The 22472-nt window shown below is 67.9% G+C and carries 20 protein-coding genes; 18 read left to right on the top strand and 2 right to left on the bottom strand.

The genetic code is table 11. The annotated features are described in order from the left end of the window. Positions 1-2 precede the first annotated feature (2 nt). From JCR33_RS20605 to JCR33_RS20565, 9 genes are all read left to right on the top strand, one after another. Positions 3-1685: an acyl-CoA dehydrogenase family protein gene (locus tag JCR33_RS20605; protein WP_198884014.1), complete on the top strand. Its 1683-nt coding sequence runs from the start codon at positions 3-5 to the stop codon at positions 1683-1685. Continuing rightward, entirely contained in the window at positions 1685-3160 is a 1476-nt protein-coding gene (locus JCR33_RS20600) for an aldehyde dehydrogenase (protein WP_198884013.1), read from the top strand. Before JCR33_RS20605 ends, JCR33_RS20600 begins: the two co-directional genes overlap by 1 nt. Further along, a complete protein-coding gene (locus JCR33_RS20595; protein ID WP_332461242.1) occupies positions 3157-3939 on the top strand; it encodes an HpcH/HpaI aldolase/citrate lyase family protein in 783 nt (260 codons plus the stop codon). The genes JCR33_RS20600 and JCR33_RS20595 overlap by 4 nt, the downstream gene beginning before the upstream one ends. 24 nt (positions 3940-3963) lie before the next feature. Beyond that, positions 3964-4362 (top strand): 4-carboxymuconolactone decarboxylase, encoded by a 399-nt coding sequence (gene pcaC, locus JCR33_RS20590; RefSeq protein WP_198884011.1) that lies wholly within the window; start codon positions 3964-3966, stop codon positions 4360-4362. 19 nt (positions 4363-4381) lie between these two features. Beyond that, positions 4382-5272 (top strand): NAD(P)-dependent oxidoreductase, encoded by an 891-nt coding sequence (locus JCR33_RS20585; protein WP_198884010.1) that lies wholly within the window; start codon positions 4382-4384, stop codon positions 5270-5272. 4 nt (positions 5273-5276) lie between these two features. Then, on the top strand, positions 5277-6068 hold the full coding sequence (locus tag JCR33_RS20580) for an N-acyl homoserine lactonase family protein (protein WP_198884009.1): 792 nt from the start codon (positions 5277-5279) through the stop codon (positions 6066-6068). Positions 6069-6278: 210 nt separating this feature from the next. Then, positions 6279-7268, top strand: coding sequence for a LysR family transcriptional regulator (locus tag JCR33_RS20575; RefSeq protein WP_198884008.1), 990 nt, complete (start codon positions 6279-6281; stop codon positions 7266-7268). A 167-nt stretch (positions 7269-7435) separates the two neighbouring features. Then, complete coding sequence (locus tag JCR33_RS20570; RefSeq protein ID WP_198884007.1) at positions 7436-8401, top strand: amidohydrolase family protein; 966 nt, start codon at positions 7436-7438, stop codon at positions 8399-8401. An 11-nt stretch (positions 8402-8412) separates the two neighbouring features. Then, positions 8413-10002 carry a class I adenylate-forming enzyme family protein gene (locus JCR33_RS20565; protein WP_198884006.1) on the top strand — a complete coding sequence of 530 codons (1590 nt, stop codon included), beginning with the start codon at positions 8413-8415 and terminating at the stop codon, positions 10000-10002. An 82-nt stretch (positions 10003-10084) separates the two neighbouring features. Here JCR33_RS20565 and JCR33_RS20560 read toward each other — a convergent pair whose 3' ends face one another. Then, complete coding sequence (locus JCR33_RS20560; RefSeq protein WP_198884005.1) at positions 10085-10978, bottom strand: SMP-30/gluconolactonase/LRE family protein; 894 nt, start codon at positions 10976-10978, stop codon at positions 10085-10087. A 301-nt stretch (positions 10979-11279) separates the two neighbouring features. Here JCR33_RS20560 and JCR33_RS20555 point away from each other — a divergent pair, with 301 nt between their 5' ends. The 5 genes from JCR33_RS20555 to JCR33_RS20535 all read left to right on the top strand — a co-directional run bounded on the left by JCR33_RS20555 (position 11280) and on the right by JCR33_RS20535 (position 17091). Then, positions 11280-12242: a branched-chain amino acid ABC transporter permease gene (locus JCR33_RS20555; protein WP_198884004.1), complete on the top strand. Its 963-nt coding sequence runs from the start codon at positions 11280-11282 to the stop codon at positions 12240-12242. A gap of 1 nt (position 12243) precedes the next feature. Beyond that, the gene (locus JCR33_RS20550; RefSeq protein WP_198884003.1) at positions 12244-13998 is read left to right on the top strand and encodes a branched-chain amino acid ABC transporter ATP-binding protein/permease; all 1755 of its coding nucleotides are present in this window, start codon (positions 12244-12246) and stop codon (positions 13996-13998) included. Beyond that, a complete protein-coding gene (locus tag JCR33_RS20545; RefSeq protein WP_198884002.1) occupies positions 13991-14698 on the top strand; it encodes an ABC transporter ATP-binding protein in 708 nt (235 codons plus the stop codon). Before JCR33_RS20550 ends, JCR33_RS20545 begins: the two co-directional genes overlap by 8 nt. Positions 14699-14728: 30 nt before the next feature. Beyond that, positions 14729-15964, top strand: coding sequence for an ABC transporter substrate-binding protein (locus JCR33_RS20540; RefSeq protein ID WP_198884001.1), 1236 nt, complete (start codon positions 14729-14731; stop codon positions 15962-15964). 140 nt (positions 15965-16104) lie between these two features. Continuing rightward, entirely contained in the window at positions 16105-17091 is a 987-nt protein-coding gene (locus tag JCR33_RS20535) for an Ldh family oxidoreductase (protein ID WP_198884000.1), read from the top strand. Positions 17092-17307: 216 nt separating this feature from the next. Here the strand turns inward: JCR33_RS20535 and JCR33_RS20530 are convergent, their stop codons facing one another. Then, positions 17308-18084 carry a GntR family transcriptional regulator gene (locus JCR33_RS20530; protein ID WP_232372724.1) on the bottom strand — a complete coding sequence of 259 codons (777 nt, stop codon included), beginning with the start codon at positions 18082-18084 and terminating at the stop codon, positions 17308-17310. A gap of 69 nt (positions 18085-18153) precedes the next feature. Here JCR33_RS20530 and JCR33_RS20525 point away from each other — a divergent pair, with 69 nt between their 5' ends. The 4 genes from JCR33_RS20525 (at position 18154) to JCR33_RS20510 (ending at position 22366) form a co-directional block, all read left to right on the top strand. After that, the gene (locus tag JCR33_RS20525; protein WP_198883998.1) at positions 18154-19344 is read left to right on the top strand and encodes a CaiB/BaiF CoA transferase family protein; all 1191 of its coding nucleotides are present in this window, start codon (positions 18154-18156) and stop codon (positions 19342-19344) included. A 95-nt stretch (positions 19345-19439) separates the two neighbouring features. Then, positions 19440-20423, top strand: a complete 984-nt coding sequence (locus JCR33_RS20520) for a Bug family tripartite tricarboxylate transporter substrate binding protein (protein WP_332461241.1) — start codon at positions 19440-19442, stop codon at positions 20421-20423. Further along, the gene (locus JCR33_RS20515; RefSeq protein WP_198883997.1) at positions 20420-20845 is read left to right on the top strand and encodes a tripartite tricarboxylate transporter TctB family protein; all 426 of its coding nucleotides are present in this window, start codon (positions 20420-20422) and stop codon (positions 20843-20845) included. Before JCR33_RS20520 ends, JCR33_RS20515 begins: the two co-directional genes overlap by 4 nt. A 15-nt stretch (positions 20846-20860) precedes the next feature. Then, positions 20861-22366 carry a tripartite tricarboxylate transporter permease gene (locus tag JCR33_RS20510; protein ID WP_198883996.1) on the top strand — a complete coding sequence of 502 codons (1506 nt, stop codon included), beginning with the start codon at positions 20861-20863 and terminating at the stop codon, positions 22364-22366. Positions 22367-22472: the final 106 nt, after the last annotated feature.

The raw sequence follows: 22472 nt of genomic DNA, 5'->3' as shown, positions 1-22472 counted from the left end.
CCATGACAACAGCATCGCTCTCCCGCGATCTCGATTTGCCGGATCCGTCGGTTGTGCTGGAGCGGTCGGCGGAAGCGCTCGCGGCCGCGGAGGTCTATAGCGGCCGCGTCCGCGCCGCCGTCCGCGAGAAGGTCGCCGGCCAGGGCCCGGTCAAGGGCGCCGTGCTCACCAAGTACCAGCGCGCCGTCCACGGCCTCGCCTGGGTGGAGACGACCGTGCGCACCCTCGCCGCGACGCTGCGCTGGGCGAGCGGCCTCGCCGAGCGCCAGCAATTCGGCATGGGCGAGGAGCTCGTGCTGCGCGTCGGCTTCGCTGAATATCTCGGCCAGCTCATCGGCGGCATCCCCATCAGCCAGTCGGAGCTGATCCGTCCGCGCGACTTCGGCCTCGCCGATGCGGCCGACGAGCTTGCCGCGAAGGTCGCCCCCTTCCTCGACGACGAGGATGGCGGGATCGAGGCGCGTGCGGCGCTGACGCGCTACCTCGCCTCCGGCCACACCATCGCCGATTCCACCGGCGACGAGCTTCTCGACATGGTCCGCGAGCAGTTCCGCCGCTTCTCCGACGACAAGATCGCGCCGAACGCCCACCGCTGGCACCTCGCCGACCGGCTCATTCCCGACGAGCTGATCGGCGAGCTCGCCAAACTCGGCGTCTTCGGCATCACCATCGACGAGGCCTATGGCGGCCTCGGGCTCGGCAAGCTCGCGATGTGCGTGGTGACGGAGGAGCTGTCGCGCGGCTGGATCGGCGCCGGCTCCCTCTCCACCCGCTCCGAGATCGCGGGCGACCTCATCGGCGGCGCCGGCACCAAGGCGCAGCGCGACTACTGGCTGCCGAAGATCGCCTCGGGCGAGGTGCTCCCCACCGCCGTGTTCACCGAGCCGGGCTCGGGATCGGACCTCGGCAGCCTGCGGACGGCCGCGCGCCGGACGCCCGTCGGCTCCTGGCGCCTCTTCGGTGCGAAGACGTGGATCACCCACGCTGCGCGCTCCGATCTGATGACCGTCCTCGCCCGCACCGACTCCTCCACGGAAGGCTATACCGGCCTTTCGATGTTCCTCGCCAAGAAGACCCGCGGCACCGAGGACGACCCCTTCCCCGATGCCGGCCTCACCGGCAGCGACATCGAGGTGCTCGGCTATCGCGGGATGCGCGAGTACGACCTGATGTTCGACGGCTTCGAGGTGGCCGCCGACGGCCTCCTCGGCGGCGTCACGGGCGAGGGCTTCAAGCAGCTCATGCAGACCTTCGAATCGGCCCGCATCCAGACCGCCGCCCGGGCGACCGGCGTCGCGCGATCCGCCCTCGACCGCGGCCTCGCCTACGCCCTGGAGCGCCAGCAGTTCAGCCGCCCGATCGCCGATTTCCCGCGCGTGTCGGACAAACTCGCGGTGATGGCCGCGGAGACGGTGATGGCGCGCGAGCTCACCTACTATGCCGCCCGCGAGAAGGACAACGGCAAGCGCAGCGACGTCGAGGCGGGGATGGCGAAGCTCCTCGCCGCCCGCGTCGCCTGGTCGAACGCCGACTGCTCGCTGCAGATCCACGGCGGCCTCGGATACGCGCTCGAGAGCGAGATCAGCCGCATCCTGTGCGACGCGCGCATCCTCAACATCTTCGAGGGCGCGGCCGAGATCCAGGCGCAGGTCATCGGACGCGGCCTCCTTTCGGGAGCCAATTGATGCAAACCTACGACCTCTACATCGACGGAGCGCGTCGCCCGGCCGAAGGCGGCCGCACCTTCGACACGGAGAACCCCTACACGGGCAAGGTCTGGGCGAAGATCGCGCACGGCACCGAGGCGGACGTCGACGCCGCCGTCGAGGCCGCCGACCGGGCGCTTGCCGGCGAGTGGGGCACGATGACCGCCACCGCCCGCGGCAAGCTCATGATGCGTCTCGCCGACCTGTGCGAAAAACACGCGGCCGACCTCGCGGCCACCGAGGTTCGCGACAACGGCAAGCTCCTCGCCGAGATGGGCGGGCAGACCCGCTATATCGGCGAGTGGTACCGCTATTTCGGCGGCCTCGCCGACAAGATCCAGGGCGCGGTCATTCCGACCGACAAGAAGGGCATCTTCAACTTCACCCGGCGCGAGCCGCTGGGCGTGGTGGCGATGATCACGCCCTGGAACTCCCCTCTCCTCCTCCTCGCCTGGAAGCTCGCCCCGGCCCTCGCGGCGGGCAACACCGCGGTCGTCAAGCCGTCCGAGTTCACCTCCGCCTCGACGCTGGAGTTCGCCGAGCTCTTCAAGGAGGCGGGCTTTCCGGACGGCGTGCTGAACGTCGTGACCGGCTTCGGTCAGGACGTCGGCGCCGCACTCGTCGCCCACCGCAAGGTGGCGAAGATCGCCTTCACCGGGTCCGACGCGTCCGGCGCCAGGATCTATCAGCGCGCGGCGCAGGACCTCAAACACGTGACGCTCGAACTCGGCGGCAAGTCGCCCAACATCGTGTTCGAGGACGCCGACCTCGAGGCGGCGGTGATGGGCGCGATCTCCGGCATCTTCGCCGCCACCGGCCAGACCTGCATCGCCGGCTCGCGCCTTCTCCTCCAGCGCTCGATCAAGGAGCGCTTCATGGAGCGCCTGATCGAGGTCGCGAAGGCGGCGAAGATGGGCGACCCGATGGACGAAGGCACCAATGTCGGCCCCATCACCACCCCACCGCAATACAAGAAGGTGCTGGAATATATCGACATCGCCAAAGGCGAAGGGGCGACCTGCGTCCTTGGGGGCAAGCCGACGAGCGTCGAAGGCTCCACCGGCACGATGTTCGTGGAGCCGACCATCTTCACCGGCGTGCGCAACGAGATGCGCATCGCGCAGGAGGAGGTGTTCGGCCCGGTCCTCGCGGTGATCGACTTCGAGGACGAGGACGAGGCGGTGCAGATCGCCAACGACGTCGACTTCGGCCTCGCCGCCGGGGTGTGGACGTCCTCCATCGGCCGGGCGCTCCGCATGTCGGAGCGGCTGAAGGTCGGCACCGTGTGGGTGAACACCTATCGTGCCGTCAGCTACACGTCCCCGTTCGGCGGCTATAAGCGCTCCGGCCTCGGCCGGGAGAGCGGCATCGAATCGGTCAACGAGTTCCTGCAGACGAAGTCCGTGTGGATCGCGACCGAAACCTCGGCCGCCAACCCCTTCGTGATGAAGTGAGGGCGCCGGTCGCTCCCCTCTTCGTGCCGGGCAACCGGCCGGAGCGCTTCGCCAAGGCCGCGGCGACCGATGCCGACGCGGTCATCATCGACCTCGAGGACGCCGTCGACCCGGCCGACAAGGCCGCGGCGCGCGACAACCTCGCCGCGCACGCGATTTCCGACAAGCCGGTGATCGCGCGGCTCAACGGGGCGGAGAGCGAGTGGTGGGAGGACGACCTCGCCCTCGTCCGCTCCGCCCGGCTCGACGGGGTGATGGTGCCCAAGGCGGAGGACGCCGACGCGCTGAAGGCGGCGGGCGCCGGCGGCCTCGCGGTGATCGCGCTGGTGGAGACGGCACGCGGCCTCTCCCGCCTCGCCGACCTCCTCGCCGTGAAGGGCGTCGTCTGCGTCGGCTTCGGCAGCCTCGACTTCGCGCTCGACCTCGGCTGCGAGCCCGACTGGGAAGCCCTGTCGCTCGCCCGCTGCACGTTCGTCTACCAGTCCCGCCTCGCCGGCAAGTCCGCCCCGATCGAAGGGGTCACGCCGGCCTTCGACAACCCGGCCCTCGTCGAGGAGGAGGCGCGCCGGGCGCGGGCGCTCGGCTTCGGCGGCAAGCTCGCCATCCATCCCAAGCAGGTCGCACCGATCCGCGCCGCCTTCCGCCCCGACGAAGCGGCGATCCGCTGGGCCGAGGCGGTGGTCGCGAGCGCGACATCCGGCGCGGCGGTGGGCGTCGGCGGCGCGATGGTCGACAAGCCGCTCGTGGAACGGGCCAGGGCGATCCTGGCGACTCGGTGAAACAGATAAAAACGGAGGAGACCCATGGAACTCAAAGACGCCGACAAGGAGATGTTCGAGACCGGGCTGGCGATCCGCAGTGCGGTGCTCGGCAAGGAGTATGTCGACAAATCGATCAACTCGGCCGACGCGTTCAACCAGCCGATGCAGGAGCTCGTCACCGAGTATTGCTGGGGCCGGGTCTGGGGCCGCGACGGCCTCGATCGCAAGACCCGCTCGTTCCTGAACCTTGCGATGCTGTCGGCGCTGAACCGCCCGCACGAGATCAAGGTGCACGTGCGCGGCGCCGTCAACAACGGCCTGACGCGCGAAGAGATCTGCGAGGTCTTCCTCCAGGTCGCGATCTACTGCGGGGTCCCCGCAGCGGTGGATTCGTTCCGCCTCGCCAAGGAAGTATTCGCCGAGATGGACGGCAAGGCTTGAGCCTGAAGGACGCACTGCAATGAGTGACGAAATCGGATTCATCGGCCTCGGCAACATGGGTGTGCCGATGGCGAAGCGGCTGATCGGCGGCGGCGCCAAGCTCGTCGTCTACGACGCCAGCGAGAGTGCCCGGGCAACCATGGAGGAGGCCGGCGCGCGCTGGGTCGGCTCGTCGAAGGAGGTGGCCGACACGGCCGAGACCGTCTTCGTCAGCCTGCCGACGCCGCCGATCGTGGAGGCCGTGCTCACCGGCGATGTCATGTCCGGCAGCGCGGTGAAGCGCGTCGTGGACCTGTCCACGACCGGTGCGACCACCTCGATCCGGATCGCGAAGGCGTTGGCCGAAAAAGGCATCGCCCACCTCGACGCCCCCGTTTCCGGCGGCAAGGGCGGCGCGGAGAAGGGCACCCTCGCCGTGATGGCGTCCGGCCCGCGCGAGCACTTCGAGATCGTCGAGCCGCTGCTGAAGCACATCGGCAAGGTGTTCTATATCGGCGATCAGTCCGGCCTCGGCCAGACCATGAAGCTCGTCAACAACCTCCTCTCCGCCACGGCGATGGCGGCGACCTCCGAAGCCGTCGTGATGGCCGTCAAGGCCGGCATCGACCCGACCATCGCCTGCGACGTCATCTGCGCCGGATCGGGTCGCAATACCGCCGCCCAGGACAAGTTCCCGAAGGCGATCATCCCGCGCACCTTCGACTACGGCTTCACCACGGGCCTGATGTACAAGGACCTCAAGCTCTGCATGGCGGAGGCCGAGGAGCTCGGCGCGCAGATGCTCGTCGCCAACGGCGTGAAGCAGCTCTGGCAGATCGTCCACACCGAGCTCGGCCCCGAATCCGACTTCACCCAGGTGGTCCAGATTCCGGAGAAGTGGGCGGGTGTCGAAGTCCGCTCCAAGGACTGAACCCGTGAACGACACGTATAAGATCTACATGATCCGATACGCCCGTCAGGATAGAAATCGGCCGGCAAACTTCTACGGTGGTGATCCGCACGACACCCCGATGCCGATCGATTACTTCAATTGGGTGATCACCAACGACGAGCGGACCTTCGTCGTCGACACCGGCTTCGACGCGGCGGGCGCGATCCGGCGCGGTCGGGAGATGCTGAAGCCGATCGACACGGGCCTTGCCGCGCTCGGCCTGCGTCCCGACACGATCGAGAACGTCATCATCACCCACATGCACTACGACCACGCCGGCAACACAGAGATGTTTCCGGCAGCGCGCTACCACATCCAGGAAAGCGAGATGTCGTTCGTGACGGGCAAGTGCATGTGCCACGAACTGCTGCGGCATCCGTTCGAGGAGGAGGACGTGGTGGCGATGGTCCGCAAGGTCTTCGCCGGCCGCGTCGACTTCTACGACGGCGACTACGAGATCGCGCCGGGGATCTCGCTGCACCGGATCGGCGGGCACTCGCGCGGCCTCCAGTCGGTGCGGGTCAAGACGGCGCGGGGACCGGTGGTCCTCGCCTCCGACGCCGCGCACTACTACGAGCACCTCGAGCAGGACCGCGCCTTCGCCGTGTTCGAGAATCTGTCGGACCTTCTGGAAGGCTATCGCATCCTGCGGCGTCTCGCGCCGACGCCGCAGCACATCGTTCCAGGTCACGACCCGCAGGTCTTCCAGCGCTATCCGGCGGCGGAGAACATGGAGGGCTGGGCAGTCAGGGTGGACCTGCCGCCAATCCGCTGAGGGCCAAACGTCCGGCCCCCGGCCTCGAAGCATGACGCCCAACCTCTGGGCGCCATGCTTAGATTTGTCGCAAGCCTAATCAGGCGGTATCGTATGGTGGGTTCGGCGAACCCGCCCCCCGGCTCGGACGAGAGGCGGGTCCAACCGAGCGCTCCGACAGAGAGCGCCGGCCGGAATGGGCACCCGTATGGGTTGCCGGGAGGGACGGGCATGGAGATCAAGCAACTCAAGTATTTTCTCGCCGTGTCGGAGTGCGGCAGCTTCTCGAAGGCGGCAGTGCTCTTTTCGGTGGCACAGTCGGCGCTGTCGCGACACGTGAGGAGCCTCGAGGAAGAACTCGGCGCCGCCCTGTTCTACCGCAACGGGCGCGGCGTCGTCGTCACGGAAAGCGGCAACCTCCTCATCGACTATGCGCGCACGATCGTCGACTCGGCGAAGGAAGTCAGCCAGAAGATCGAGATGATGCGCGAGGCCCCGGGCGGCCAGCTGGTGCTCGGCGTGCCGCCCACCGCCAACGCGATCCTCTCCGCCCCCCTCGTCCATCGCTTCCGGAAGGACTTTCCGCGCGTCAAGCTCAAGGTGCAGGAAGGCTTCTCCGGCCACGTGCTCGAATGGCTGTCGACGGGGCGGATCGACGTCGGCGTCCTCTACGACGCGCCGCGCACGTCGACACTCGTGACCGAGCCGCTGATCGAGGAGGAACTCTTCCTGATCGGCCCGCCCGACGTGCCGGCCCGCCTCCTCAAGGGCTCGGTCTCCGCGGCCGAGCTCGCCCGGCTGCCGCTGATCCTGCCATCCCATCCGCACGGCCTGCGCCGCCTCGTCGACAGCGCCTTCTCCGACGCGGGCGTCGAGCCCAACATCGAATGCGAGATCGACAGCCTGCCCTGCACGCTCAACCTCGTCGCGCAGAGCGTCGGATATACGATCCTACCGCACGCGAGCATCTTCCTGCGCGGCGGGGCACCGCTGTCGGCGACCCGGATCGAACCCTCGATCACCCGCCAGCTCGTCCTCGCGACGTCGACGCAGCGGCCGATGACCGGCGTGACGCGCTCGCTCGCCAAGGCCATCGTGACGCTCGTCGACGAGCTCGTCGCCGACGGCGTGTGGAAGTCCACCAAGAAGGACGCCCCCTCCGCCGCGACGGGCGGCGCGGCGCAGGAGCCCACCTGCGCGTCGGCGCCGCGGGCGGCCTGAGACGGACCGGCACGGCGTCCGGCGCACGGCCGTCGGACCGCCAGGAGCCTGTCGCAACGGTCATAACTGCTATCAGGCCGATCCGTAGGCCGGTCCCTTTGTGACGGTCCGGCGTCGGCCGATGATGGGTCGACCGCCACAAAGAACGGCGGCACCAGGAGGATCCCGTGCCCAGCATCGATTCCCACGCGCACGTGTGGGGCGCCGGCTTCGTCCCGCCGGCATTCTTCCGCAAGGCCGCCGAAGGCTGGGCCGCCAAGGCGGACGCGCGCACCCCCGAGATGATCATGCCCCGCCTCCTCGGCGGCATCGTCGACGAGAGCGGCGACGACTTTGTCGCCAACATGGACCGCGCCGGCATCGACGCGACGATGGTGATGATGATCGACGTCGGCGCGCCGCTGTTCGGCGAGGAGCCCGAGACCCCCGTCGAGAAGCAGATCGAGTTCTACGCCGAGCTCCAGCGACGCCACCGCGGCCGGCTCTACGCGCACGTGTCGATCGACGCGCGGCGGCCGAGCCACCTCGCCCTCACCCGCTCCGCCATCCTCGACCACGGCCTCGTCGGCATCGGCGAGATCACCCCCGCCGGCGCCTCGGTGGCCGACGAGATCATGCGCCCGATGATGCGCCTCGCGGCCGAGCTCGGCGTGCCGGTCCAGGTCCACACCCGCACCGGCGTGTGGACCGACTTCGCCGGCATCGACTTCACCGAGGCGAACCCCGTCCACCCGGTACACGTCGCCCGCCTCGCCCGCGAGCTGCCCGACCTCAAGCTCATCCTGTGCCATGCCGGCTTTCCGCACTGGTGGCAGGTGGCGGCGGAGGCGATCGCGGATCTACCCAACTGCGTCCTCGACATCTCGAACTGGAACGAAGGCTTCCACGAGGACGAGGCGGAGCTGATCGCCCGGCTCGCCACCTGGCGCTCCCTCGTCGGTGCCGAGCGGATCCTCTTCGCCTCCGACCAGGCGTCGGGCGCGCGCTTCACCGGCGAGCGCTCCACGCTGCGCGAGTGGGCCGACTTCATCCGCAACCTTCCCGCCAACGCCGCCCGCTGGGGCACCCGCTTCACCAACGAGCAGGCCGCCGCGATCATGGGCGGCAACGCGGCACGCGTTTACAACATCTGAGGATGCCAAACATGGAGATGCCGCAGGCCCGAACCGTTTCCGGCCTTCTTATCGAACAAGCCGAGCGATACGGCGACATCGAAGCCCTCGTCGGCGCCGGCCAGCGCTACACCTACGCCTCCCTCTGGCAGCGGGTGCGCGCCTTCGCCAAGGGCCTCTCGACGCTCGGCATCGGACGCGGAAGCCGCGTCGCGATCCTCATGGGCAACGAGCCGGAGTGGATCATCGCCGATCTCGCCATCTGCACGCTCGGCGGCACGATGGTGGCGGTCAACACCTGGGTGACGACGCGCGAGCTCGCCTACATCCTGAAGCACTCGGACGCCGACGGTCTCGTCTTCGCCGACCGCTTCCTGAAATACGACTACGTCGCGATGCTCGGCGAGATCGAACCCTTCGCCGAGAACGTGCCCCGGCTGAAGACGCTCATCCATCACGGCGCGCGCGGCTATGGCGACAGCATCCCCTTCGACGAGATCTTCGAGCGCGGCCGGGACGTGCCCGACAGCGTCATCGACGACGCCGTCGCCGCCTCGCTGCCCGACGACATCGTCTACCTCCTCTATACCTCCGGCTCGACGTCGACGCCGAAGGGCGTGCAGATCCAGAACTACGGCCTCATCGAGAACATGTGGGCGCTCGGCAACCGCATGCACGTGGTGCCGGGCGACAGGCTCTGGCTCGCCGTCTCGCTCTATTGGGGGCTCGGCTGCGAGAACGCACTCTTCAACCTCCTGACCCATGCGGGGTGCGTGGTGCTGCAGTCGGCCTTCGAGCCCGGCGAAGCGCTGCGGCTGATCGAAGAGGAGCGCTGCACCCTCTTCTACGGGACGGCGAACATGGCGCAGGCGATGGTCGAGCATCCGGACTTCGCCAACCGCGACACCTCCTCGCTTCGCTCCGGCGGCACGGTGGGCTCGCCCGATCAGATCGCGCGCGTCATCCAGCTCGGCGCCAAGGAGATCTGCCATATCTACGGGCTCACCGAGACCTACGGGAACTGCAACGTCTCCGACGGCCGGCTCGATCCGCCCGACAAGCGCCACGCCTCGGTCGGGCGACCGCTCGAGGGCGTCGTCCAGCGCATCGTCGACCGAGACACGGGCGAGCCGGTCCGCACCGGCGAGGTCGGCGAGGTCCAGGTCAAGCGGTTCGTCATGTGCGGCTACTACAAGGACGAGGAAAAGAACCGCGAGGCCTACACCGAGGACGGCTGGTTCCGCACCGGCGACCTCGGCTTCTACGACGAGGACGGCTATCTCTACTTCCGCGGCCGCATCAAGGAGATGATCAAGACGGGCGGCATCAACGTCGCGCCGGCCGAGGTCGAGGAGCGGCTGATGGCGATCCCGGGGATCAAGCTCGCCTACGTGGTCGGCGTGCCGGACGCGGTGCGCGACGAGGTGATCGGCGCCGTGATCATCCCCGAACCCGGCACGACGCCGGACCAGACGGCCATCAGCACCCGCCTCAAGGCGGAGCTCGCCGCCTACAAGATGCCCCGTCGCTACTGCTTCATCGCCGAGCGCGATCTGCCGCTCACCACCACCGGAAAGGTGCACAAGACGAAGCTGCCGGACCTCTTCGCTTCCGCCGACTGATCGGCGTTCTGCAGGGGAGCCGCCGCCGGCGGCTCTCCTCTTCGGAAGGTGCGGAAGGGGTTGGAGAGCAGACGGCGAACCTCTACCCGGCGGCGACGCCGTAGAGAGGTTCGGCGAGGCCCGGCACGTCGCCGTCGATGGCGATCACCCCGCCGGCCATCGGCTGGCGGGCGAGATCGGCGGGGTCGGTGCGGAAGCGGGCGGTGGTGACGTAGAGCGTCGTCAGGTCCGGGCCGCCAAAGGTGACGTGCGTCGGTTTGTCCACCGGCACGGAAACGATCTCATCCACGGAACCGTCGGGGGCGAAGCGGATCAGGCAGCCGCCGGCGAACCGTGCGTTCCAGAGATACCCCTCCGCATCCACGCTCGCGCCGTCGCAGTCGCCCGGAAGCGCGCTGGTGTCGGCGAAGAGCCGCCGATTCGTGATGGCGCCGGTGGCGAGATCATAGTCGTAGGCGTGGATGAGGTTGGTGTGGCTGTCGCCGAAGTAGAGCGTCGTGCCGTCCGGGCTCCAGCAGATCGCGTTGGGCAGGAAGATGTCCCCGTCCTGGACGAGCGTCGTCTCCCCCTCGCTCACCTGCCACATCCGCCCGTTCGGCCCGGCGAGGCGCTTGTCCATCGAGGCGATCACGAAGCGGCCGTCCGGCCCTACCCGGCCGTCGTTCAGAATATTGTCCGGACGGTCCGCCTCCGGGCTCGACAGGCGCTCGAAGCGGCCCGTCCACGGCTCCCAGAGCGCGATCCCGCCCCGGCCGCCGACGATCAGTGCGCCCGACGACGTCACCCCGTAGGAGCCGAGCTTCTCCGGCGGCACCGCCGTCCGGATGTCACCGCTCGTTGTTTCGAGCACATGGAAGGCGGGCTTAAGAATATCGATCCACGACAACGTCCCGGCCGCGCCATTCCAGACCGGAATCTCGCCGATGACATCTTCGGTCTGAGCCACGAGCCGCGGCTTGCCGAGCCTCAAACCCATACGTCCCCACCCCTGATGCTGATTTTCTATTGCGTGCGCACGGAACCGCGCCCGTTTCCTCGTTCACCATATACGCAAACGAGGACCAAAACCGCGATAGCAGCTATACGAGCCGCTTGATTGACTGCTTTCCGCTGATTGTCATTCAATCCTACCAGGACGTCCGGCAAAAGATGGCGAATAAGCCGTGAGAGCGACCACCGGCCGTCTGTCTGGGAGGACGAATGAACCGGGTCGAACGCGGCCGCTCGGGCGGACCGCCTGTTCCTGCAGCACGTCGGACAGTCGGGGTTCAAGCCCGATGACCGAGAACATGATCCTAGCGGAGAACATCCTCCAGGCGCTCGCCGCGGGCCTCCTGGTCGGATGTCTCTACGGACTGATGTGCACGGGCCTCGGCATGATCTTCGGAATCATGCGCGTCATCAACTTCGCCCAAGGCGATCTGATGATGCTTGGCATGTACTCCACCTGGTACCTGTTCACCGGCTTCGGCATCCTCGCCTTCATGGGCGCCATCATCGGCCCGATCGTCGCCGCGATCCTCGCCGGCCCCATCCTCTTCGTGATCGGCTACTACATGCACAAATTCCTCGTCGCCCAGGTGACGGGAATTCGTGTCGCCGGCAGCGAGGGCGAGGGCCACTACGCCCAGCTCATCCTGACCCTCGGCATCGCGCTGATCCTGCAGAATGGCGGCCTCATCGTGTTCGGCTCCGAGCCGGTGTCGATCCGAACCCCGCTCTCCTCCTCCGCGGTCATCCTCGGCCCGTTCTGGGGGGACTTCGTGGAGGTGTTCGTCAACAAGGCCCGCCTCGTCGGCGCGGGAGTGTCGATCGCGGTCGTCATCGTCCTCTTCCTGTTCGTCACCCGCACGCGCATCGGCAAGGCCCTCCAGGCGGCCGCGGACAACTCGGAAGCGGCGCTCTACATGGGGATCGACGTCGACCGCGCGTACCACATCGCGTTCGGCATCGGCACCGCCGTCACCGCCATCGCGGGCGGCCTCGTCGCCACCTACTACCCGTTCCAACCCTATGTCGGGCTCGAGTTCGTCATCGTGATGTACGCCGGGGTGGTGCTCGGCGGTTTCGGATCGATCATCGGCGCCTTCTGGGGCGGCATGATCATCGGCCTCGTCCAGCAGATGTCCACGCTCGTGTTGCCCATCCAGCTCCAGAACACCGCCATCTTCGTGGTGTTCCTGCTCGTCATCTTCCTGCGCCCGCAGGGCCTCTTCGGCCGCAACGTGGAGCGCGTGTAAGATGGGGGGCTCGTTCACAAAATCGCTGGGCGCCTTTGCGCTCTTCGCCGCCGCCTACGTGGCTCTCGTCTTCCTCGCGCCGGACGAATATTACCAGCTCATGCTGACGCTCGTGCTCGTCTGGGCGATCATGGGCATCTCCTGGAACACGCTGTCGGGCTACTCGGGGCTGATCTCCTTCGGCCACGCCTCGTTCTTCGGCCTCGGCGCCTACACCGTCGTGCTGCTCCAGGTGTACTACGGGTTGACGCCGTGGCTCGGCATCCCGCTCGCCGGGTTCGTCGGCGCGCTCGCCGGCGTCGTCATCGGGCTGCCGACGTTCCGCCTGCGCGGCCACTACTTCGCCTTGGCGATGCTCGCCTACCCGCTCGCCCTCCTCTACATCTTCGAATGGCTCGGCTTCCAGGAAGTCGCCATCCCGATGGAGCGGGAGAACCCGGCGGCCTACCTCCAGTTCAGCGACATGCGCGCCTATGCGCTGATCGCCCTCGCGCTGCTCGCCTGCGCCTTCGTCGCGGTCCGCCTCATCGAGTCGAGCCGCTTCGGCATGAGCCTCCTCGCCATCAAGCAGAACGAACTCGCCGCCGAGGGCGCGGGCATCCACACCCGCAAGTGGAAGTTCTACGCGATCGCCGCGTCCGGAGCGATCGCCGGTGTCATCGGCGGCTTCTACGCCGTCATCCTGCTCGTGGTGACGCCGCCCACCGTGTTCGGCATGCTGACCTCGGCGCAGGCGCTGATCGTCACCCTCTTCGGCGGCATCGGCACGGTGTGGGGGCCGATCATCGGCGCCTCCATCCTGATCCCCCTCGCCGAGACGCTCCACGCCGAACTCGGCAACGTCCTGCCCGGCATTCAGGGGGTGGTGTTCGGCGTCGCGATCGTCGGCGTCATCCTCATCGCCCCGGAAGGGCTCTTCTGGAAGGTCCGCGACCTCCTCTATCGCCGCCGCGGCGCCGACGCGGGGCCGGCCTACACCGTCTCCGACGTGCCGCTGATCGGCGAGCGCCGGCACGACCTCTCCGGCCGCACGATGCTGGAGGTGAAGGGTATCTCCAAGGCGTTCGGCGGCGTTCAGGCGGTGGACGACGTGTCCTTCACCGTGCCCGAGGGATCGATCATCGGCATCATCGGGCCGAATGGCGCCGGCAAGACGACCCTCTTCAACCTCCTCAACGGCTTCCAGAAGCCAGACAAGGGCGAGGTCCTCTTCGAGGGGGAGAACATCGTCGGCCTGCGCCCCTCGGCGGTCTGCCAGCGCGGCATCGGGCGCACCTTCCAGGTCGCCCGCCCGTTCACGCGCCTTTCGGTGCTGAACAACGTCCTCGTCGGCGCCTATGTCGCGAGCGCCGACGACGACACGGCGCTGAAGCATGCGCGCGAGGCGATCGCCCTCGTCGGCCTCGAGGGCCACGAGGACCGCATCGCCGGCGGGCTCACCAACATCGAGCAGCGCCTCCTGGAGCTCGCCCGCGCGCTCGCCGGCCAACCGCGCCTCCTGTTCCTCGACGAGATCCTCGCCGGTCTCGGCTCCAGCGAGGTGAACGCGATGATCGCCGTCATCCTGCGCGTCTCGGAGGCGGGCAAGACGATCCTCATCATCGAACACACGATGCACGCGATGCTGAAGCTCGCCGACCAGTTCGTGGTGCTCGATCACGGCTCTCGCGTCGCCGTCGGCAAGCCGTCCGAGGTCGTGCGCGACCCGACCGTCATCGAGGCGTACCTCGGCAAGAAGTGGGCAAACCGTGCTTGAAATCGACAACATCACGGCCGGCTACGAAGGGGTCATCGCGCTGAACGGCGTCACCGTCCGGGTCGACGAGGGCGAGTTCGTCTCCATCGTCGGTCCGAACGGGGCGGGCAAGACCACCCTCTTCAAGGTGATCGCGGGCACCGTTCCCGCCCGCTCCGGCTCGATCCGCTTCAAGGGCGAGGACCTTCTGAAGATCCCGGCGCATCGCCGCCCCCATCTCGGCATCGCTCACGTCCCGGAAGGCCGGCAGGTGTTCCCCTCCCTCACCGTGGAGGACAACCTGCGGCTCGGCGCCTACACCGACGCCGGCCGGCGCGACTGGGACGAGAATTTCGAGACCATCATCACGCTGTTCCCGATCCTGAAGGAGCGGCGCCGGCAGCTCGCCGGCACGCTCTCGGGCGGTCAACAGCAGATGCTCGCCGTGGGCCGGGGACTCGCCTCCTCGCCCTCGATCCTGATGCTCGACGAACCCTCGATGGGGCTCGCCCCCGCCGTCGCCGACGCCATCTTCGAAAGCGTCGTCGAGGCGCGCAAGCGGCGCAACCTCACCGTGCTCCTCGTCGAGCAGCGCGCCGTCGAGGCGCTGGAATCCTGCGATCACGGCTACGTCCTCGAGACGGGGCGCGTCGTGCTCTCGGGTCGCCAATCGGAACTCTTGTCGGACGATCGTGTCCGGCAAGCATACCTGGGGATGTAGATCCCCCAAACCAATAATAGGAGGATCAACGTGCTGGGACGAAGGGAACTTCTGAAGACAGCGGCCATCGTCGTCGGAGCGGCGGTCGTCGCCGCGGGCGGCCCGGCCTTGGCGCAGGACCAGGCCGTCCAAATCGGGCTCATCGCACCGATGTCCGGTCCATGGGCGCGCCAGGGCGAACTGATGCGGCTCGGCGGCGAGCTCGCCGTCAAGGACATCAACGCGGCGGGCGGCATCGAGTCGCTCGGCGGCCGTCCCATCGAGCTCGTGATCTTCGACGCGGGCGATTCGGCGGAGAAGGCGAAGAACGCCGCGCAGCGCATGGTCTCGCAATATCCCGACCTCGTCGGCGTGACGGGTGCGTGGCTCTCCTCCTTCACCCTCGCGGTGTCGGAGGTGACCGAGCGGGCCGAGATCCCGATGCTCACCCTCTCCTACTCGGACCAGATCACCAACCGCGGGTTCAAGTACATCTTCCAGATGCCGATGACCGGCAACGAGCAGGCCAAGAATGCCATTCCGGCGCTGCTTGAGGTCGCGAAGGCCGCCACCGGCGAGCAGCCCACCACCACGGGCATCATCGCCGACAACACCGCCTCGTCGGAGAGCTTCGCCTCGCCGATCCGCTCCGGCGAGATGGACGAGCTCGGCCTTCAGGTGAAGTTCGACGAGACCTTCACTCCGCCGCTCGCCGACGCGACGGCGCTGGTGCAGCGCGCCCGCTCCACCCGGCCGCAGTTCATGCTGATGCTCGGCACCGCCGTGCCCGACGACAAGCTGCTCCTCGAGAAGGTCAACGAGTTCGGCCTCGGCGGCGGGCGCATGCCGATCATCTCCTCGGGCGCGCACATGGGCGCCCCCGAACTCCTCAAGAGCGTCGGCCCCGATCTCCTCGAAGGCGTGATGACCGTCGTCGGCAACTGGGCCGGCAAGGGCTCGGAGGAGATGATCGCGCGCTTCAAGGAAGTGACGGGCGAGCCTTGGATGACGCAGGACTCCATCGCGACCTACGGCGACATCATGGTGTTCAAGGAAGCGCTGGAGCGGGCCGGCAAGGCCGATCCGAAGGCCGTGGCCGACGAGATCCGCGCCATGGACCTCACCGACGGCCCGGCCCAGTACTACCCCGGCGGCGAGATCAAGTTCGACGAGCGCGGCCGCAACACCGGGGCGGACCTCGTGATCATCCAGTGGCAGAGCGGCCAGCCGGTGCCGATCTACCCCGACAACATCGCCGTCGCCAAGCCGATCTGGCCGACCAAGTAAGGCGCCGAGGCGACCTCAGCGACCCGCGGCGGGCCTTCGGGCCCGCCGTTTGCGTTCCGGGGCACGCCGCGCGGACTGAAATCCTGCCGGCGCGGGAAGCGCGTCCGGACGACAATGCGGCAAAGGGAGGACACCCGCCGATGCAGATTTCCATAGCCGAGGCCGAAGCGCTCCTGAGGCGGGCGTTCATGAAGCTGGGCTACGCCGAGAGCGATCTCGATTCGCCCGTCGCCCACCTCATCGACTGCGAGCTGAGGGGGCTCGAATATGCCGGCTTCTCGCGCATCCTTTCGATCTCCGAGCGGCTGAAGCGCGACGGCTTCTCCACCCGGCCGATCACCACGACGCGGGAGAGCCCCGTTTCCGCCCACCTCGATGGTGCCGACAATATCGGCTACATCGTCGGCCAGCGCGCCACCGACATCGCCATTGAGAAGGCGCTCGAAAGCGGCATCTCGATCGTCGGGGCGTCGGACACCTGGTACACGGGCATGCTGTCGTTCTTTGCCGAGCAGGCGACGGCGCGTGATCTCGTGGTCCTGATCTTCTCCAACGCCGCCCCCTGGGTCGCCCCCTATGGCGGGACGGAAGGAAAGTTCGGCACCAACCCCGTCTGCTTCGGCTTTCCCTCCGCCGAGGAGCCGGTGATCTGGGACATCGGAACCTCGGAGATCATCCACGCGCAGGTGGTGCTCGCGCGGCGGCTCGGGCGGGAGCTCCCCGTCGGGGTGGCGTTCGACGAGGCGGGCAAGCCCACCGTCGACCCCGTCTCCGCCCTCTCCGGCGCGTTCGTGGCCTGGGGTGGGCACAAGGGAAGCGGGCTCGCCATCGCCGTGCAGCTCTTCGGCATCCTCGCCGGCTCGGCGGTGATCCCGGACGACCTCGGCAAGTTCGGCATGGTCGTCATCTGCGTGCGGCCGGACCTCCTCGGGGACACCGAGACGTTCAAGCAGGGCGTTGCCGAATATGCCCGTGAGGTGCGGTCGACGCGGCCGGTGGAAGGCGGCTCGGCGGTGCGCATGCCGTTCGACCGCTCCCGCCAGGACCGCGAGGCCCGCCGCCAGGGCGGCGTGCTGGAGGTGCCGGAGGTGCTCGTCGACGCGGTCCGCGCCCTCGCCGACGGCTAGCTCACGCGCTGCGCCATCGAACGCTGGATAGACCGGCACCTCGGGAGCGGGGAGCTCCCGCCAACCCTATCGGAATGCATGGGGAGGCGCTCGCCGACGCGTCGCGTCCGGGCGAGACCGTCGCCCCGGCGCGACGTCGATTCGCGGCGGCGGACCCGGAGGCAGGCGCGGTCGAGACGGGGTTTGACCCGGCCGCGCTCCCCACGCGGCCGGGCGTCAGCGCTTGGCCGCAGGGGTTGCCGCCGGTTCGGTGAGGCTGTTGCGGGCGCCCAGGATGTGGGCGCGCATGACCGCCTCCGACCACGCGCCATCGCGCGATTCGATCGCCATCAGCAGCTTTCGGTGGTCGGAGAAGCTGCGGGCGATCTCGCTTTCGTCGAAGTTCGCGTAGGTGTTGATCAGAAAGCCGATGTCCATCAGGCGCTCCGCCGATTCGCGCAGCGTCGCATTGCGCGCGGCGTCGAGAATCGCCACGTGGAACGCCTTGTTGAGCGAGGACAGCTCCTCGACCGCCGACGCCCCGGACGCGGTGCGGCCCGCCGCGCGGCGTTCGAGTTCGTCCTGAATCCCCCGTAGCCCGGCAAGATCGTCGGCGTCGTGCCGCTCCGCCGCGAGACGGGCGGCCATGCTCTCCAGAACCGCGCGCACGTCGTAGATCTCCGCGATCTCGCAGGCGGTACGCGTCTTCACCACCGTTCCCGAGCGCGGGGTCATCTCCACGAAGCCGTCGCTCGCGAGGCGCACGATGGCCGAGCGCACGGGCGTGCGACTCGCGCCGAAGCGCTCCGCGAGCACCTCCTCGGTGATCCGCTCCCCCGGCCCGATCAGGCCGGTGAGGATCTCGCGACGGATATCCTCGTACACCCGGTCGGCCATGCGCAGGCCAGGCTTATCCGGACGATTAGCTGTCATACGAGATCCCATTGGACACAATTGTCGCTCTTTGATGCCCCTGCCACCACGGATGCTTGACCGATTGGATACAAGCGGCATAAGTAATGACATGGTTTAGGAAGAAAGCGCCGGCCACAAGGCGCTGGCGCCGCGCGTGGGAGGATCGACTTGAAGCCATTGGCCGGAATCCGTGTAATCGAGATGGGGCAGCTGATCGCAGGGCCCTTCTGCGGCCAGCTCCTAGCCGATTTTGGGGCCGATGTGGTCAAGGTCGAGCCGCCGAAGACCGGCGATGCCATGCGTCAATGGGGCCGCACGGACGAGGAGGGCCGCACCCTCTGGTGGCCGGTCATCGCCCGCGGCAAGCGGTCGATCACGTTGGACCTGCGCAAGAGCGAGGCGCAGGACATCGTCCGCGAGATCGTCGCCAACGTCGATATCCTGATCGAGAATTTCCGCGTCGGCCGCATGGAGGCCTGGGGCCTCGGCTACGAGGCGCTGAAGGCGATCAACCCGCGCCTCATCATGGTGCGCGTCACCGGTTTCGGGCAGACCGGCCCCTACGCCGACCGGCCGGGCTTCGCCTCGGTGTGCGAGGCGATGGGCGGCATGCGCTACATCGCCGGCTATCCTGATCGGCCACCGGTGCGCGCCGGCATCTCCATCGGCGACACCCTCGCCGGGCAGAGCGGCTTCCAGGGCGCCCTCCTCGCCCTCCATCACCGCGACAAGACCGGCGAAGGACAGGTCGTCGACGCCTCGATCTACGAGGCCGTCCTCTCCGTCATGGAAAGCCTCATCACCGAATACGACCGGGGCGGCTACATCCGCGAGCGCTCCGGCAGCTTCCTGCCCGGCATCGCCCCCTCCAACGCCTATCCGACGAAGGACGGCAACACCGTCATCATCGGCGCAAACCAGGACAGCCTCTTCAAGCGGCTCTGCCAGGTCATGGGTCAGCCGGAGCTCGCCACCGACCCCCGCTTCGCCTCCCACCAGGCACGCGGCGCCAATCAGGCCGAGATCGACGCGATCATCGGTGCGTGGTCGGTCGAGCACGACGCCCAGGAGATCGTCGACCGCCTGTCGGACGCCGCCGTGCCCGCGGGCCTCACCTATCGCGCGCCCGACATGCTCGCCGACCCGCACTTTGCCGCGCGCGAATCGATCACCCGCGTGGACGATCCCGAGCTCGGGCCCATCGCCATGCAGAACGTCTTTCCGAAGTTGTCGGCAACGCCCGGCGCCGTGGAGAGCACCGGGCCGAAGCTCGGCGAGCACACGGACGAGGTGTTGCGCGACTGGCTGAACTACGACGACGCGCGGATCGCAGCGCTGCGGTCGGGCGGGATCGTCTGACACCCCATTGTCGGCCGCTCTCGCAAAGCGGGCGGTCGATGTCGAAGTCGCCCGTAGGGCGCGCCGAAAAACCCGGTAAGGGAGGAAGAAAGACCGTGACAATTGCTCGACTTGCATCGATTGCTCTCGTCGGCGCCGCGGCCGCGATGGGCGGCCTCGCCATCGCGACGCCCGCCCACGCGACCGACTGCATCGCCCCGTCGGATCCGGGCGGCGGCTGGGACTTCACCTGCCGCACCGTCGGCCGTCTCCTGACCGAGACCGGCATCATCGATAGCCCGGTGCAGACGACCAACGTTTCGGGTGGCACCGGTGCCGTCGCCTATGCGCGCGTCGCCTCGAGCCGGGCCTCGGACGAGGATCTTCTCGTCGCCACCTCGTCGGTCGCCATCACCCAGATCGCCCAGGGCAAGTATCCGGGCGGCACGGACATGATGCGTTGGCTCGCCATGCTCGGCGCCGACGTCGGCGTCATCGTCGTGCCGGCCGACAGCGACCTCAAGACCCTCGACGACTTCCTCGACGCGATCCGCGAGAACCCCTCGTCGATGACCGTCGGCGGGTCGAGCGCGGCGGGCGGCTGGGACCACCTGCGCCTCCTGATGCTCACCGAAGAGGCCGGCATCGAGCCGGACGCCTACAAGGGCATCCGCTGGGTCAACTTCAACTCCGGCTCCCCGGCCGTGACGCAGATGCTCGGCGGCCAGGTCCGCGCCGTCGTCACCGACATCGGCGAGATCGGCGGTTTCGTGCAGTCGGGCGACATCCGCATCCTCGTCGCGATGTCCGACGAGCCGATCCCCGCCTTCTCCGACGCCCCGACCACCGCCTCCCTCGGCTACGAGATGACGGGATACAACTGGCGCGGCTTCTACGTCGGCGGCGACGTGTCCGACGAGGCCTACGAGAAGTGGGTCGCCGACCTCAAGGCGCTCTACGACACGCCCGAGTGGAAGGAAGCGGCCGAGGCCAACGGTCTCATTCCGATCTGGCGCGGCGGTGAAGAGTTCAACGCCTATGTCGACGAGCAGGCGGAGCAGACGGAAGCGATCTCCCGCGAGATCGGCGTGATCAAATGAGCGACCGGATCGTCGGCCTGCTCTTCCTGGGGCTGTCGATCTGGTACGGCTACACCGCGGGTTCCTACGAGGCGAGCTTCGGCGACCCTCTAGGGCCTGCGGCCTTCCCGCAGATCATTAGCGTCCCGGCGGCGCTCGTCTCGCTTGGTCTCATCTTGCGGCCGGACCCGGACCCGACCTGGTCGCGCGGTGTCGTGGCGCTGCGCCAGATCGGCGCCCTCGTCCTCTTCGTCGCCTACGCCGTTCTCCTCATCCCGCTCGGCTTCGGGCTGTCGACCTTCCTCGGCGTCATGCTGTTCGCCATGCTCATCGGGGCAAGCTGGCTCAAGGGGGCGCTCGCCGGCATCATCATGGCGCCGGCGCTCTTCATTCTCTTCGACGTCCTTCTGGGACTGCCGCTTCCTCTCGCCCCATCGCTCTGACCGGACTTGGGTTCAATGGACACACTTGCCTATCTCGCCCAAGGCTTCTCCGTCGCGATGAGCCCCACGAACCTCGCCCTCGCCCTCTTCGGGTGCGTGGCGGGGACCATGATCGGGTCGCTGCCCGGGCTCGGCCCAGTAAACGGCGTCGCGATCCTCATTCCGCTCGCCTTCTCGCTGCGGCTCGATCCGACGTCGGCGCTGATCCTCCTCTCGGCCGTCTACTACGGGGCGATGTATGGCGGGCGCATCTCGTCCGTCATCTTGAACATCCCGGGTGACGAGCCGGCCATCATGACGACGCTCGACGGCTACCCGATGGCGCTGAAGGGCAAGGCCGCCGAAGCCCTCGCGGTCTCCGGCGTCGCCTCCTTCATCGGCTCGACGGTGGCAACGCTCGGCCTTACCCTGTTCGCTCCGCTCCTCGCTCAGGCGGCGATCTATTTCGGCCCCGCCGACTATTTCGCCCTCTACGTCCTCGCCTTCGCGACGATCGGCGGCGTCTCGGGCATGAACCCGCTCAAGACTTTGCTCGCCGCCTGCATCGGGCTGATGCTCGCCACCGTCGGCCTCGACCCCGGCACGGGGACGGCGCGCTACACCGGCGGCATGTTCGAGCTCTACGACGGCTTCGATCCGATCGTCGCGATCGTCGGCCTGTTCGCGATCTCCGAGATGCTGATGCTGATGGAGACGCGCATGGGCGAGGTCACGATCCCGAAGGTCGGCCGGGTCGTCCCGCGGATGAAGGACATTCTCTTCAGCCTCGGGGCGATGATCCGCGGCTCGTGCGTCGGCTTCATCGCCGGCATTCTGCCGGGTGCCGGCGCCTCGCTCGGCGCCGTCATGTCCTACTCGGTGGAAAAGCGGGTCAGCGACAAGAACAAGACCTTCGGTACCGGCGACCCGCGCGGCGTCGCCGCGCCCGAAGCCGGCAACAACGCCGCCAGCGGTGCCGCTCTCATCCCGATGCTCACCCTCGGCGTTCCCGGCTCGGGCACGACGGCGGTGATGCTCGCGATGCTGATCTCCTTCAACGTCCAGCCCGGACCGCTGCTCTTCGACAATCAGCCGGAGATCGTCTGGGGCCTGATCGCCTCGCTCTACATCGCCAACGTCGTCCTCCTGATCCTGAACATTCCGATGATCGGGCTGTTCACACGCATCTTGATGCTGCCCCAATGGGCCCTGATGCCGTTCGTGCTGATGGTGAGCTTCCTCGGCATCTTCGCCATCTCCAACTCGACCTTCGGCCTGTTGGTGATGATCGCCTTCGGCGTCCTCGGCTACATTTTGCGCAAGATGGAGTTCTCGCTCATCCCTGTGGTGCTCGGGGTGCTCCTCGGCGGCGACATGGAAGACAATCTACGCCGGGCGTTGTCGATCTCCGGCGGTGATCCGATGATCCTGGTCCAGAGCTGGATCTCGGTGGCGCTGTTCGCCCTCACGGCGATCCTTCTGGTGGTAGCCTTCGTGTTCTCCGACAGGTCGCACCGCAAGGCGCCAGACATCATGGAGTAGGCGGCGCGCGCGTCGATCGATGCGCGCCGCCGGCGGCCCGCGACCCGGGCCGCCGACTGACATCGGTTTCAATCCGCGCGACCCCACAGCGCGGCACGGAGGATCC

This window comes from Acuticoccus mangrovi (assembly GCF_016411865.1).
Classification (GTDB): Bacteria; Pseudomonadota; Alphaproteobacteria; order Rhizobiales; family Amorphaceae; genus Acuticoccus; species Acuticoccus mangrovi.
This window is presented reverse-complemented; position numbering and strand designations above follow the sequence as displayed.